Below are 14516 nucleotides of genomic sequence, written 5' to 3'. Positions count from 1 at the left end.
AGAAGTAGGGCGGATAAGCGTCGCGCCATCCGCCAAAAAGCTGTGTATTTATACAGAACTGCTGGTGATTATATCAGCGAGGTCAGAGATGCCAACTGTGAAATCTCAATATGTGGCAGTAAGCGGCTGTCAAAAGTGTGCATCAGGTCGGCATTTTCCGGTTTAATCCAGCAGGCCTGCAACCCACTTCGGATCGCCCCGGCTACGTCGGTCGTCAGATCGTCGCCCACGTGCAGGATCTCGCCGATCGGCACAGTTAACTTTTCCGCCGCCAGGAAGTACATATCACTGAACGGCTTTGAGCGTCCGTCCGGACCGGCGCGCAGCACAAATTCGAAATAGTCGCCGAGGCCGAACAGCTCCGGCTGCGCGTTGCCGTTGGTGATCGCCACCAGCGGCCACTTTCTCGCTAACGCTTTCAGCGTGTCGTGCGTCTCTTGCGGGACATCGACCTGACTGCGCCACTTCGCAAAGTTCATCATCGCGGCATTCGCCCCCGCAACCGCCTCCTGCGCGGAGAGTCCGGCGTTTAGCATGGCACGCTCGACGGCGCGATGACGCCAGCGGGTGACATCGTGGTAAATTTCCGGCTCCGCTTCCCGTACCGCCTGACGCAAGCGTTGCAGATCAGTATTTTGCAGCGTGCGTAGCGCCGGATGGTAGTTTTGCACAAAGGCGAGCGCTTCCTGTTCGGTGCGCTGGATAACCGGACGGTTATCGTAAAGAGTGTCATCGAGATCGAACGTGATCGCCGAGATGGGTCCTGGAGACCGGTAAAAACGCATTATTTCCCCCGTTTGGCGCGTGGATGCGCCGCATCGTACACCGAGGCCAGGTGTTGAAAATCAAGATGAGTATAGATTTGCGTGGTCGAGAGGTTGGCGTGTCCCAGCAGTTCCTGTACGCCTCGCAGGTCACCGCTCGATTCCAGCATATGCGTGGCAAACGAGTGGCGCAGCTTATGCGGATGCACGTGGCTGTTTAACCCCTGCTTAATGCCCCACTCGGCAAAACGCTTTTGCACGTTGCGCGCGGAAATACGGTTGCCCAGCTTCGACAGGAACAGCGCGTCTTCCTCGCTGCCAAACAACCCGCGCAGATCCAGCCAGTGCTCAATCCACGCCACCGCATTGCGACCAATGGGCAGGCGACGCTCTTTGCTGCCTTTCCCCATCACCCACACTTCACCGGTGTCGAGATCCAGATGTTTGATGTCCAGCCCCACCAGCTCCGACAAACGCAGACCCGCACCGTACATCACCTCCAGCATCGCGCGGTCGCGCACGGCGAGCGGATCGTTAAGGTCGATATCCAGCAGACGGTTCACATCATCAACATCGATATTTTTCGGCAAATGGCGCGGCGCTTTGGGTGCCTGTACCCCTTTCGCCGGATTGGCTTTCAGCTTGCCTTCGCTAACCATCCAGTCGAAGAAGCTGCGCAGAGCAGAGAGGCGTAGCGCAAGACTCGCAGGGCCAAGTCCTTTACGGCGGCTGCGCACCGCGAAACTGCGCACCATTGCAGCGTCACATTGTTGCCAGCTTTGTAGTCCGGTTTCGCCGGCTAAAGCGATGATGGCATCAAGCTGACGCTGATAGTTTTTCAGCGTGATGGGGCTAAGCTGGCGTTCTACGCCCAGATAGCGCAGAAATCGGGCGACATCGGTGGCAAAGTCCGTCATACGCGTTCAATCCAGCGCTCCAGCAGATCCGGCATCATCAGCGCGATTTCATGCAGGAGTTGCGTTCCCTGGCCTGCCTGATAGTGATGCGTGTCGCGGCTGCTGAACAAAATGACGCCCAAATCGCCGTCACGTCCCAGCATCGACATCGCCACCGAACCAATCGCCTTCGCCTCCGGCAACACCACCAGCAATTCCGGACCGTTTAAGGTGCCCAGATAGTGCTGCTCCTGCCCCAGCCGCTGAATACGCAGCGGTTCGAAGGCCTGGCGGCTTAACGCCAGATGGGTATAGCTTGACGGCGCGCCGAGACGCCAGCGATCGGGAAACAGGCGCACCGTGGCACCGGCAAGGCCCAGTTCACGCGCCCAGCGATGAAAGCGCATCAGCATATCGTCCAGGCTGGTCGCGGCAACCAGACGTCCCTGCAAATGCAACAGGCGATAAAACAGGCTTTCGTTGGCATTCGCCTGCGCCATCAACAGCGACATATTTTCTTCAAGGACGTTAATGTGATTACGCGCGCGGGCCATGTGCCACTCAACGAGCGAGACGGTGCCCCGCACCGGGTGCGGCACCCGCATCGCTTCCACGGCATGCGCATTGCGGATAAAAAACTCAGGGTTTTTCTGCAGATAGTCGACGACCGCCCGGTCATCGAGTTCCGTAAGCGTTTCCTGTAGTTCTTCCCCTGGCTGCTTCATAGATGGATAAACCCGTCATAGACATGTGCCGCCGGGCCAGTCATGTATAACGGATGACCCGGACCTTTCCAGGCGATATCAAGGCGACCGCCCGGTAATTCCACGCGGACCTCTTCCGCCAGCAAACCTTGCTGAATGCCGACGGCGACGGCCGCGCACGCGCCGCTCCCACAGGCCTGTGTCTCTCCCGCGCCGCGCTCATAAACGCGTAGGCGAATATGCTCGCGTTTCATGATCTGCATAAAACCGATATTAGCCCGTTCAGGAAAACGTTCGTGACTTTCCAGAACCGGTCCCAGCGTTTCCACCGCCGCCGTATCAACATCGTCGACCTGAATCACACAGTGCGGATTACCCATTGAAACGACACCGCACAATATTGTCTGTTCCGCCGCTCGCATAATATAGGTCTTTTCCGCTTTGTTAGCGCGAAAAGGCACCTGCGATGGCTCAAAATTGGGTTCACCCATGTTGACGCGCACCAACTCATCGTCCGTCACGCTCAACACCATCCGCCCATTCGCCGTACTGACGCGAATATCACGTTTGTTGGTTAACCCCTTGAGGCGCACAAAACGGGCAAAACAGCGCGCGCCGTTACCACACTGCGACACTTCACTGCCGTCGGCATTAAAAATGCGGTAATGAAAATCCAGCTCAGGATCGTACGGAGGTTCAACCACCAGCAGTTGATCAAACCCCACCCCCAGATGCCTGTCAGATAAACGACGGATCAATTCTGGCGAAAAAAAGACATTCTGCGTTACCGCGTCGACGACCATAAAATCGTTGCCAAGGCCATGCATTTTAGAGAATTGCATTATTCACTCCGTTCACGCGGGTACAGAAACACACCGTCAGTAGTTCACCTGGGAAGGCCCATCTCCCGTGGCACGATCGTTTTGATCGGGCGTGGTGGATTGCGTTTGTGTATCAACCGGTTTAGTCGGCGGCGGTGCATTTTTATCAGCCGGAGGGAAATAGAGCGGCCCTTTAAGGCCACAACCCGTCAGGCTGAACAGAGTGAGAAGAACAGCGAGTGCCTGAAACACGTTTTTCATTATGGATTGCCTGTAAGTTCATACTTTCTGTTTTCTATCATCGCAGGAGAAGGCGTAAAAGCAAGAGTTTGCCTGTAATCTGCAACGCGATTTGTTTCAGGTTATACTGCCGCCATCACGAAAAAACGGGAAACGACAATGAACGACAGTGAATTTCATCGCCTGGCCGATACCTTGTGGATGACCATCGAAGAACGTCTGGACGACTGGGACGGCGACAGCGATATCGACTGCGAAATCAATGGCGGCGTACTGACCATTAGCTTTGAAAACGGCAGCAAAATCATTATTAACCGTCAGGAACCGCTGCACCAGGTGTGGCTGGCGACCAAACAGGGCGGCTACCATTTTGACCTGAAAGGGGACGAATGGGTTTGCGACCGGAGCGGAGAAACCTTCTGGGATCTGCTGGAACAGGCGGCAACGCATCAGGCGGGCGAAGAAGTCAGCTTCCGTTAAGTCTTATTTGCCGGATAACATCCGGCAAAACTATCACGAGAAATACTGCTGCAACTGCGGCGTGTCGTTATCCTGATTGGCTGGCGGAACGTTGCCGAGTGATTGTGCGCGGAACGGGATCACCTGTGCGCGCCCGTCCGTATTCACAATCTGATAGAACTGCGGCAGGTTGAAGTTGATGAAACTGGAGCCGTAGGTAAAGCGGTCGTGCGACGAGGAGTAGAAACGGCTGACGTCGCGCACCAGCTCTTCTTTGCTGCCTTCGCAGTGATGATACACTTCCGCCCGGTTACTCTCGTCCAGAATGTAGATGTTAAAGCCCTTCTCATCACCAGTCTCTTCAAAGAAGAACTGAATGATCCCTTCGCTGGCGAAGCCATCCACGACCGACGGCAGTTTCACCTGATTGGTTTCCACCTGAACTGACAGGCCGTGCAATTTGTTATGCGAAATTGCGCCGTAGAACTCAATGGCGTTTTCCAGCTTCTGTACCGACACATTCAGGCGTTCAAAGAACAGGCCCCATGTCTGACCGGAAACGCGCAGTGCCTTAAAGCGCCCTGTCTCCTGACGGGTACTGGAGAGACGCAGCTCGATGCACTCTGAAACCAGTTGCTGCACGCGGGTACGAATCAAACCACGCAGATGCTGGCTGTAGCAGAACACTTCCACGCTGTCCGGCGGCGCGGCGTCCTGGTGCATTTTGCCCAGAATCGTTTTCAGTGCTTCTATCATCGCCTGTTCGCCGTTGAAATGCAGCGTACGCACTTCATTCCACGAGTTGCGGTACAGCAGATCTACGCTGCCCACCAGGCAATTTTGCTCTTCGCCAAAGCTGAAAACATCCAGCTTACGGAAGTCAAAATGGACCACCTGATTGCGGAATGCCGCCGTCGGGTCATATTCGAGGTTAACGATGATCGCCAGATGGCGAATTTCACACGGGCTGTAGAGCGCTTTCGGCGTCGGCGCAGGCAAACGCAGCGGGAAATGGTGCGACACATCGGCCACCATCTCCTGCAATTTCGGCAGATCGACAATGCCGTTGCCCTTAATAAACAGATGCGTGCGCGACGTCAGCAGACCGTTAAACCACGCCCAGGCCACCAGCTTATTCAGATAGCGGTTATATTCCAGCGGCTGATGGCTGATGATGGAATCCATGTTTGGCGCACGGTTGTAGAGATACCAACCTGAACGGTTGGCGCGACCTGGCGGAACGTGGATAAAGGTTAAGTTCGGTTCAGAGAGGTCCGGCGAAATCTGTGGGTTCACCAGCGTAACTTTACCGGGTAACGCTTCAAACGCGGCGTACAGCTTACGGGTCAGAACGCCAATATCCTGCGGGCTGGCGCTGACACTGAGATTATTACGACGCGCAAAGCGGATCAGATTACGGTAGCTCTGCATCATGGCATCGAGCAGTTCGTTGTGCGCTTCACGTACCTGATCAATCTTCCAGTTCGCCCGGTTGTCGAGCATGGCCAGACGATTTTCGTCCCATCCCCACTCGCTTACTAACTGACTGAGCACTTCACGACGCCAGCCGACGCAGGCGCGTTCGCGGCTCAGTTTTTCGCAAACTTTTAAGTAAAAACATCGGCGCACTAAATCCAGGCGCGTCGGATCTTCAATCGCCGTGAGGTATTCCGTCACGCGTTCCAGCATCATGCAGTACGGGTCAAGACCAAACGAGACGATCTCGCCGTCATGCAGGCGCTGTTTAATGTCTTTCGCCAACAGGCGTGGATTGGGGTATTCCCAGGAGTAGGCTTCCAGCAACAGCGTTTTCAGCACCGCCTTGTACGGTGAATCGATACTTTTATACAGTTGCCAGAGGCTGGCGCCGAAGTACTCTTCAGCGGAGAGCGAGCTTAATCCGCCCAGGTCCAGCCATTCATTTGGCGTGAGCACACCCTGAGCGTAGAGCGTCATAACGTAGTCGTCGTAATGCTCTTCTTCATCGCCCGGCACCATATTCCACAGAATACGCTTACCGGCGAGACGCACCGCGGTGCGATAGAATTCATCAAGCAGCAGGATATGCTGCGTCGAACCACAGTCTTCACCACCCAGACTGCCGCTTTCGTTATGGCGGAAACGGTTTTCATCAATCAGGAAGAAGCTGACTTCCACACCCAGCGAAGCGGCCCAGCTTTCCAGCAGGCTACATTTACGCTGCAGCAGTTGTCGTTCTTCGCTGTCCAGCCAGGACTGGTGACACACCCAGATATCAAGATCCGACGAACAGCTTTGTCCGACAGAGGAGGTGCTGCCCATGGAGTAAACGCCGGTAATCGGCAATTCACCTTTTGGTGGATCCTGCGGCGCCAGACCGCGATACAGTTCCAGTTCGTTCAGATAGTGGCGTTGGGTTTCATCAGGCGTGTAAAAGCAAATGCCTCTGGGAACGTTACCATCGAGGTATCCCGGCATCAGCGGATGGTGATAGTGCAATAATGTCGGCAGAAGACTGTACACCTGCTGGAAAGCAGGTCCCATGGCAGCAAGCGCGCGATCCACACGCAGTTGATTAATGGCATCCAGTCTCTGTTTCAGAGTCTCAATATAGAGGTACAAGACGTATCGCCTGATGTTGCTACCCGTCATGCCGTCGATTGTCGCAGCGCGATCCGCTTACCAACAACCTTCACCATTCGGGATAAACCAAATGACAAAAATAACCGTTACCTTTTACGACCTTTTTTTTGTGCGTTCAGTCGAAAAAATGGCCTAAAACGTGATCAATTTAACACCTTGCTCATTGACCGTAAAGAAAGATGCGCTACATACAAGTGTAGCACCAATCGCTTCGCGTAAATTCTGAAGTACGCCCGGACGGTTTCTCGTCATTAAATACTGCCAGCCGCAACACAGCGTCTTATCCTTGACTTACCTTTGACCGTAACACTGACATCCCACTTGTAAGGATGTTAGGATGAACCACGGACGATAATGACGGTAACAAGCATGTTAGACAATGTTTTAAGAATTGCCACACGCCAAAGCCCCCTCGCGCTCTGGCAGGCACATTATGTCAAAGACGCTCTGATGGCGAGCCATCCCGGCCTGGTCGTGGAGCTGGTGCCTATGGTGACGCGTGGTGATGTCATTCTTGATACCCCACTTGCGAAAGTAGGCGGCAAAGGTCTGTTCGTAAAAGAGCTGGAAGTTGCGCTGCTCGAAAAACGTGCCGACATCGCGGTGCACTCAATGAAAGATGTTCCGGTTGAATTTCCGGAAGGTCTGGGACTGGTTACTATCTGTGAGCGCGACGATCCGCGCGACGCCTTTGTCTCGAACACATATAACACCCTTGATGAACTGCCTGCCGGCAGCATCGTGGGCACCTCCAGTTTGCGTCGCCAGTGTCAGCTGGCAGAACGCCGTCCGGATCTCGTCATTCGTTCACTGCGCGGCAACGTTGGAACCCGCCTGAGCAAGCTGGATAACGGCGACTATGATGCCATTATCCTGGCCGTTGCCGGTTTAAAACGCTTAGGACTGGAATCGCGTATCCGCACGGCGCTACCACCAGAAGTGTCGCTGCCTGCCGTGGGGCAAGGCGCAGTTGGCATCGAATGCCGCCTCGACGATAGCCGGACTCAGGCGCTGCTGGCCCCGCTGAATGATGAAATGACCGCCCTTCGCGTCAAAGCCGAGCGCGCCATGAACACCCGCCTGGAAGGGGGCTGTCAGGTGCCAATTGGCAGCTATGCTGAAATCATTGATGGTGAGATTTGGCTACGCGCGCTGGTCGGTGCGCCAGACGGTTCACAAATGGTACGCGGAGAGCGCCGTGGCTCGCCCGATCAGGCGGAGCAGATGGGCATTTCGCTGGCCGAAGAGCTGCTGGATAACGGCGCGCGCGCGATTCTGACCGAGGTTTATAACGGAGAATCCCCCGCATGAGTATCCTGGTCACCCGCCCGTCTCCCGCAGGGGAAGCGTTAGTGAGCCGTCTGCGCACACTGGGGCAGGAGGCCTGGAGTTTTCCGCTCATCGAATTTACCCCGGGTCAGGATTTATCGCGACTGGCCGGGGTGTTTTCGACGATCACTGATAACGATCTGCTCTTTGTGCTGTCACAGCACGCGGTCTCTTTTGCCCATGCGCAACTGGAACGTGAAGGGCTGAAGTGGCCGGCCGCCGCGCACTATTTTGCTATTGGTCGCACGACCGCCCTGGCGCTGCATACCGTCAGCGGATATGACATTCGCTATCCACTGGATCGGGAAATCAGCGAAGTCTTGCTACAATTACCTGAATTACAAAATATTGCGGGCAAACGTGCGCTGATCTTACGCGGCAACGGCGGTCGGGAGCTATTAGGCGAAACCCTGGCGGCACGCGGTGCAGATGTCACGTTTTATGAATGTTATCAACGTAGTGCTAAACCTTACGATGGGGCACAAGAAGCGATGCGCTGGCAGTTGCGCGGCGTGACAACGATAGTGGTCACCAGCGGGGAAATGCTGCAACAGCTTAACGCACTAATCCCGCAGTGGTATCGCGAAAACTGGTTACTACGCTGTCGGCTTATTGTCGTCAGCGAGCGTCTGGCGCACCTCGCCCGGGAACTGGGCTGGCAAGATATTAAGGTCGCTGATAACGCCGACAACGATGCGCTACTGCGCGCATTACAATAACTCTCATAATGGGAAGCCATAATGACGGAACAAGAAAAATCCTCCGCCGTGGTTGAAGAGACCAGGGAGGCCGTGGAAACTCAGCCACAGCCAGCTACTGCTGAAAAAAAGAGTAAAAACGGCACTGCGCTCATCCTGAGTGCGGTGGCAATCGCCATCGCGCTGGCAGCCGGTGTTGGACTCTATGGCTGGGGAAAACAACAGGCGACCACACAGACCGCCACCAGCGATGCACTGGCTAATCAACTGACCGCGCTGCAAAAAGCGCAGGAAAGCCAGAAGGCGGAGCTGGAAGGCGTCATTAAACAGCAGGCGGCGCAGCTTGAGCAGGCCAACCGTCAGCAAACTGAACTGGCGAAACAGCTGGATGAAGTCCAACAGAAAGTCGCCACGATTTCCGGTAGCGATGCCAAAACGTGGCTGCTTGCGCAGGCCGATTTTCTGGTCAAGCTAGCCGGACGTAAGCTGTGGAGCGATCAGGATGTGACGACGGCGGCCGCGCTACTGAAGAGCGCAGATGCCAGCCTCGCGGACATGAACGATCCCAGCCTGATTACCGCACGCCGGGCTATCACCGATGATATCGCCAGTCTTTCCTCCGTCGCTCAGGTGGATTACGACGGTATCATCCTGAAAATTAATCAGCTTTCTAATCAGATCGATAACCTGCGTCTGGCGGATAACGACAGCGACGGTTCACCGATGGACGCCGATAGCCCTGAGCTTTCCAGTTCAATCAGCGAATGGCGCGTCAATCTACAAAAAAGCTGGCAGAACTTTATGGACAGCTTTATCACCATCCGCCGCCGCGATGATACTGCGGTCCCGCTGTTAGCGCCGAATCAGGATGTCTATCTGCGGGAAAACATCCGCTCTCGTCTGCTGGTTGCCGCCCAGGCTGTGCCGCGCCATCAGGAAGAGACTTACCGTCAGGCGCTGGATAACGTCTCCACCTGGGTGCGTGCCTACTACGATACCGACGACGCCACGACAAAAGCCTTCCTTGAAGAAGTGGACAAGTTGAGTCAGCAGAGCATCACGATGGACGTACCGGAAACGCTACAAAGCCAGGCGATCCTCGAAAAATTGATGCAAACCCGCGTGCGTAACCTGCTGGCACAACCGGGCGCCGCGCCATCTGAAGCGGCCCCCGCCCCTGCGTCTGAAGCACCGCAGGCAGAAACCCCGGCAGCCGCGCCGCAAGGAGAATAATGATGCTAAAAGTATTATTGCTCTTTGTGCTGTTGATCGCGGGTATCGTGATCGGCCCGATGATTGCCGGTCACCAGGGTTATGTCCTGATCCAGACCGACACGTACAACATTGAAACCAGCGTGACCGGGCTGGTCATTATCCTGATCCTTGCGATGGTGGTACTGTTTGCCATCGAATGGCTGCTGCGCCGCCTCTTCCGAACCGGCGCACATACGCGCGGCTGGTTTGTGGGTCGCAAACGTCGTCGTGCCCGCAAGCAGACCGAACAGGCGCTGTTGAAACTGGCGGAAGGTGACTATCAGCAGGTTGAGAAGCTGATGGCGAAAAATGCCGATCATGCTGAACAGCCGGTAGTGAACTACCTGCTCGCCGCTGAAGCAGCGCAACAGCGTGGTGACGAAGCGCGCGCAAACCAACATCTGGAACGTGCGGCAGAACTCGCGGGCAACGACACGATCCCGGTTGAGATCGCGCGTGTCCGCCTGCAACTGGCGCGCAATGAGAACCATGCCGCGCGCCACGGCGTGGATAAATTGCTGGAGGTAACGCCGCGCCATCCGGAAGTACTGCGTCTGGCAGAACAGGCCTACATTCGCACCGGTGCCTGGAGCTCGCTGCTGGATATCATCCCGTCAATGGCGAAAGCGAACGTCGGTGATGAAGAGCATCGTGCGATGCTGGAACAGCAGGCGTGGATTGGTCTGATGGATCAGGCGCGCGCCGATCAGGGCAGCGATGGTCTACGCGAATGGTGGAAAAACCAGAGCCGTAAAACCCGTCATCAGGTCGCCCTGCAGGTGGCCATGGCCGAGCATCTGATTGAATGCGACGATCACGACATGGCGCAGCAAATCATTATCGACGGTCTGAAGCGTCAGTATGACGATCGCCTCGTGCTGCCAATTCCGCGTCTGAAAACCAATAATCCGGAACAGCTGGAGAAAGTCCTGCGTCAGCAAATCAAGACCGTCGGCGATCGCCCGCTGCTGTGGAGTACGCTGGGTCAGTCGCTGATGAAGCACGGCGAATGGCAGGAAGCGACCGTTGCCTTCCGCGCCGCGCTGAAGCAGCGCCCGGACGCGTACGATTATGCCTGGCTTGCCGACGCGCTCGACCGCCTGCATCAACCGGAAGAAGCGGCCACCATGCGCCGTGACGGTCTGATGCTGACGTTGCAGAATAATCCCCCGCAATAACGCCCTGACGCCCGGTGACGCTTCGCGCTCCGGGCATTAATCGCATACACAAAATCATTCGGGATGCATCGAGGCGGCAAGTCTGAGGATCCCCGGGAGCTTACATAAGTCAGTGACCGGGGTGAGCAGGCGCAGCCAACAAAGGGGCAGCCTGGAGGATGACGTATATGAATAAAAAAACGCCCGCTCTTTTGGAGCAGGCGTTAAACAGGTCTTTATGACAACATAAATGGGTGCTTCACTCAACGTTATGTCCATGGTGTTTGATGAGGCCGAAGCGACATCTGTCTGTGGACGATAAGCACCGTAAACGGCTCTGCATCATTCCTGAGTTTATGAGGCACTATGGCGAGCATAAGAGATGGAATGAGCATCTACCCGACTATTATTGCACATTGCATGCCAGGATTGCACCGCTAAAAATAGGGATTAAGATAATTCGCTATCCCTGTACTGGTGCGGGTTGTCGGCGATTTTGCCTTTTTCTGCCAGCCGGAAATACACCTCATTGTCGCTCAGCAGAGACAGATCTCGCCCGATATACAAAAGTGGAGAAATATCAGAATGTTAATCGTCACCAAATGGCGACAATGGCAAACAGGGTTGTCTCAGGGAAGCAACAGGGGAAAAGAAGAAAGTGTGGCGTAGAAAAAGAAAAACCCCGCCGAAGCGGGGTTCAAAATTGGTCGGCGAGAGAGGATTCGAACCTCCGACCCACTGGTCCCAAACCAGTTGCGCTACCAAGCTGCGCTACTCGCCGATGTACTGCTTTTTGAATTTTTAGTTCAATTCGTTAAGTCGTGGTGCGAGGGGGGGGACTTGAACCCCCACGTCCGTAAGGACACTAACACCTGAAGCTAGCGCGTCTACCAATTCCGCCACCTTCGCATTTCACAACTTTTAATAATGGGGTGGCTAATGGGATTCGAACCCACGACAACTGGAATCACAATCCAGGGCTCTACCAACTGAGCTATAGCCACCACTGCAAATCTTTGTTACGCGGTATCAAAACCACCGCAGCTCCAGCACCGGGTAAATGGTGCGCCCGACAGGATTCGAACCTGAGACCTCTGCCTCCGGAGGGCAGCGCTCTATCCAGCTGAGCTACGGGCGCTTAGCGCCGTTGCGGGGGTGGATAATACGGACTTCACACCCCGCTGTCTAGTGCCTTTTTAAATAAAATGCGCGTTTGGTTACGCTTTGCGCGTTTTGTCGCTTATTCCCCCGTTTTCTGGGCGATACCCTGACGGTTGAGGCCAAAAACCTTGTAAACAGCCGTCACGGAGAGCAGGAAGATGATGCCGACAAACAGCGACATACGGGTATCTTCATTAAAGTACATGCCGATCAGTACGCAAACCAGGAAAGCCATCGTCAAATAGTTTGCCCACGGGAACAGAATTGAACGGAACGGATGGCTGGCCATCGCCGCTTTATGCGCCCGACGAAAACGCAACTGGCTAATCAGGATCACAAACCACGGCACCATCCCCGGCAGCACGCTTGCACTATAAACATAGACGAAGACGCGCTGCGGATTAGGAATGATGTAGTTCAGGCACGAACCGACCAGCAGAATCGCAATCGACAACGCCACGCCCGCCACCGGAACGCCGTGACGGGAAACTTTCCCCATCGCCGCCGGCAGTTGACGATTCTTCGCCAGCGCGTAAAGCATACGCCCACAACTGTACATTCCGCTGTTACAGCCAGACAGCGCGGCGGTCAGCACGACAAAGTTGATAATCGCCGCCGCGGTAGTGATACCAATTTTGGCAAAGGTCAGGACGAACGGACTGCCGTTGCTACCAATTTCGTTCCACGGGAAGATAGTGACGATCACGAAAATCGCTCCCACGTAGAAGATCAGAATACGCCACAGCACTTTACCTACCGCGCTACGCAGCGTGACCTGCGGGTTTTTGGCTTCGCCCGCCGTAATCCCGATCAGCTCCACGCCCTGATAAGAGGCGACCACAATACACAACGCGGTGAGGAAGCCTTTCCAGCCACCGGCAAAGAAACCGCCGTGCCCGGTCAGGTTACCAAAGCCAATCGGCTGCCCGCCGTTGCCAAGGCCGAAGAAAATCACGCCCAGACCCACCACAATCATCACGATGATGGTGGTGACTTTGATCATCGCAAACCAGAACTCAATTTCGCCATACAGACGAACGGCCGCCAGGTTTGCCAGCGCCACCAGTCCAACGGCAATTAGCGCCGGTATCCATTGCGCCATTTCCGGAAACCAAAACTGGACATAGACGCCGATCGCGGTGATCTCCGAAACACCGACCGCCATCCACATAAACCAGTATGACCATGCGGTGAGATAACCGAAGAACGGGCTCATGTAGCGGTGAGCGTAAACGGCGAAAGAACCGGCAACCGGCTCCAGGAACAGCATCTCGCCCATTGAACGCATAATGAAAAAGACGAACAGGCCGGCGACAATATATGCCAGCAGTACCGATGGTCCTGCCCATTTCAGGGTGCTTGCCGCCCCCATAAACAGGCCGACGCCAATGGTGCCCCCGAGGGCAATCAATTCGATATGACGAGCCTCCAGCCCACGCTGCAGCTCCGGTTTATTCTCTGCCATAAATCCTCTTGTCGTGTTTACATGCTTTCCGGCATTGCCGGTTATTGTTATGGGTACATCGCTGGGGGCGCATGTTTTCGCAAATTTGGCGAAATGGCAAACGAAGCATTAAAAAATTGCTTTTTTTTGTAAAAACAGTGCAAAAATGAGGCAACATGGTAGCGCATGGAGCAGAATGCGCTACCTGCATGAAGAAGGGGTTTTTAGATATTACCGCTGTAGTGCCAGCGCAGGTAACGCAGTAAACGGAGTTGACGGGTAATGCGGCTCGGCTGCGACAGCAAGCGATACAGCCACTCCAGCCCCAGATTTTGCCACACCTTCGGCGCGCGTTTTACATGACCGGTGAAAACATCATAGGTACCGCCGACGCCCATATAGAGCGCATGCGGATGCACCTGCCGGCAATCGCGCATAAAGATTTCCTGTTTCGGCGATCCCATCGCCACGGTGACGATTTTCGCCCCACTGGCGTGGATTTGCTCAAATAGCGCAGGACGCTGCTCCGGCGTAAAATAACCGTCCTGGCTGCCGACAATGTTCACATTCCACTGGGCGCGCAGTTTCGCTTGTGTTTGTGCCAGCACTTCCGGCTTTCCGCCCACAAGGAATACCGGCGTGCCTTCCTCTCCCGCGCGGGCCATCAACGCTTCCCAGAGATCGGCACCCGCTACGCGAGAAACCTGGGCATGCGGAAATTTTTTGCGTACCGAGCGCACGACGCTGATCCCGTCGGCATATTTATACTCTGCTGCCTCAATCAGGGTACGGACTTCTGGGTTATCTTCCGCCGTCAGGACCTTTTCTGCGTTAATCGCCACCAGCGTACCTTGTTTAAGCTGGCCGCCAGCATAGAGATAATCCAGCGCATGGTGCATATCACGCCAGCCAATCAGCTGGAGTCCGCGCAGATCGTAAATTGGTGCTGTTGTATTATCAGTCATTG

General features: G+C 55.2%; 13 protein-coding genes and 4 tRNA genes. 5 read left to right on the top strand and 12 right to left on the bottom strand.

What is annotated here, in order from left to right:
• Window positions 1–68: 68 nt before the first annotated feature.
• From yigB to lptM, 5 genes are read right to left on the bottom strand one after another with little or no spacing between them, the layout of a single operon-like run.
• Window positions 69–785 (bottom strand): 5-amino-6-(5-phospho-D-ribitylamino)uracil phosphatase YigB, encoded by a 717-nt coding sequence (yigB, locus tag OGW13_RS23425; RefSeq protein ID WP_042998810.1) that lies wholly within the window; start codon window positions 783–785, stop codon window positions 69–71.
• Window positions 785–1681 (bottom strand): tyrosine recombinase XerC, encoded by an 897-nt coding sequence (gene xerC, locus OGW13_RS23420; RefSeq protein WP_287116543.1) that lies wholly within the window; start codon window positions 1679–1681, stop codon window positions 785–787. The genes yigB and xerC overlap by 1 nt, the downstream gene beginning before the upstream one ends.
• Window positions 1678–2385 carry a DUF484 domain-containing protein gene (locus tag OGW13_RS23415; RefSeq protein WP_042998808.1) on the bottom strand — a complete coding sequence of 236 codons (708 nt, stop codon included), beginning with the start codon at window positions 2383–2385 and terminating at the stop codon, window positions 1678–1680. Before OGW13_RS23415 ends, xerC begins: the two co-directional genes overlap by 4 nt.
• Window positions 2382–3206, bottom strand: a complete 825-nt coding sequence (gene dapF, locus OGW13_RS23410; protein WP_042998807.1) for a diaminopimelate epimerase — start codon at window positions 3204–3206, stop codon at window positions 2382–2384. Before dapF ends, OGW13_RS23415 begins: the two co-directional genes overlap by 4 nt.
• 36 nt (window positions 3207–3242) lie before the next feature.
• Window positions 3243–3446, bottom strand: a complete 204-nt coding sequence (gene lptM, locus OGW13_RS23405; RefSeq protein ID WP_042326113.1) for an LPS translocon maturation chaperone LptM — start codon at window positions 3444–3446, stop codon at window positions 3243–3245.
• Between the two features lie 138 nt (window positions 3447–3584).
• Between lptM and cyaY the strand changes: the two genes are divergently transcribed.
• Window positions 3585–3905: an iron donor protein CyaY gene (gene cyaY, locus OGW13_RS23400; RefSeq protein ID WP_042998806.1), complete on the top strand. Its 321-nt coding sequence runs from the start codon at window positions 3585–3587 to the stop codon at window positions 3903–3905.
• Between the two features lie 33 nt (window positions 3906–3938).
• On the opposite strand, the gene cyaA is transcribed toward cyaY, so the two are convergent.
• Window positions 3939–6485, bottom strand: coding sequence for a class I adenylate cyclase (gene cyaA, locus OGW13_RS23395; protein WP_042998805.1), 2547 nt, complete (start codon window positions 6483–6485; stop codon window positions 3939–3941).
• Window positions 6486–6875: 390 nt separating this feature from the next.
• Here cyaA and hemC point away from each other — a divergent pair, with 390 nt between their 5' ends.
• Genes hemC through hemY form a run of 4 tightly spaced genes read left to right on the top strand, consistent with a single transcriptional unit; the run spans window position 6876 to window position 10965 of the window.
• Window positions 6876–7817 (top strand): hydroxymethylbilane synthase, encoded by a 942-nt coding sequence (gene hemC / locus OGW13_RS23390; RefSeq protein WP_042998804.1) that lies wholly within the window; start codon window positions 6876–6878, stop codon window positions 7815–7817.
• Entirely contained in the window at window positions 7814–8554 is a 741-nt protein-coding gene (hemD, locus tag OGW13_RS23385; RefSeq protein ID WP_142765461.1) for a uroporphyrinogen-III synthase, read from the top strand. Before hemC ends, hemD begins: the two co-directional genes overlap by 4 nt.
• Before the next feature lie 21 nt (window positions 8555–8575).
• A complete protein-coding gene (gene hemX, locus OGW13_RS23380; RefSeq protein ID WP_061069432.1) occupies window positions 8576–9766 on the top strand; it encodes a uroporphyrinogen-III C-methyltransferase in 1191 nt (396 codons plus the stop codon).
• Between the two features lie 2 nt (window positions 9767–9768).
• The gene (hemY, locus tag OGW13_RS23375) at window positions 9769–10965 is read left to right on the top strand and encodes a protoheme IX biogenesis protein HemY (protein ID WP_044258291.1); all 1197 of its coding nucleotides are present in this window, start codon (window positions 9769–9771) and stop codon (window positions 10963–10965) included.
• A 683-nt stretch (window positions 10966–11648) separates the two neighbouring features.
• Here hemY and OGW13_RS23370 read toward each other — a convergent pair.
• From OGW13_RS23370 to wecG, 6 genes are all read right to left on the bottom strand, one after another.
• Window positions 11649–11725 (bottom strand) — tRNA-Pro (locus OGW13_RS23370).
• Window positions 11726–11766: 41 nt separating this feature from the next.
• Window positions 11767–11853 (bottom strand) — tRNA-Leu (locus OGW13_RS23365).
• A gap of 19 nt (window positions 11854–11872) precedes the next feature.
• Window positions 11873–11948: transfer RNA gene (locus tag OGW13_RS23360), tRNA-His, on the bottom strand.
• 57 nt (window positions 11949–12005) lie between these two features.
• Window positions 12006–12082 (bottom strand) — tRNA-Arg (locus tag OGW13_RS23355).
• Between the two features lie 102 nt (window positions 12083–12184).
• Window positions 12185–13570: a bifunctional threonine/serine APC transporter ThrP gene (gene thrP / locus OGW13_RS23350; protein ID WP_287116542.1), complete on the bottom strand. Its 1386-nt coding sequence runs from the start codon at window positions 13568–13570 to the stop codon at window positions 12185–12187.
• Between the two features lie 203 nt (window positions 13571–13773).
• Window positions 13774–14514: a lipopolysaccharide N-acetylmannosaminouronosyltransferase gene (gene wecG, locus OGW13_RS23345; RefSeq protein WP_044267311.1), complete on the bottom strand. Its 741-nt coding sequence runs from the start codon at window positions 14512–14514 to the stop codon at window positions 13774–13776.
• Window positions 14515–14516: the final 2 nt, after the last annotated feature.

This window comes from Citrobacter sp. Ca225 (assembly GCF_030337175.1).
GTDB lineage: Bacteria > Pseudomonadota > Gammaproteobacteria > Enterobacterales > Enterobacteriaceae > Citrobacter_A > Citrobacter_A amalonaticus.
The sequence above is the reverse complement of the archived record's forward strand: the minus strand, read 5'-3'. Positions and strand labels throughout refer to the sequence as shown.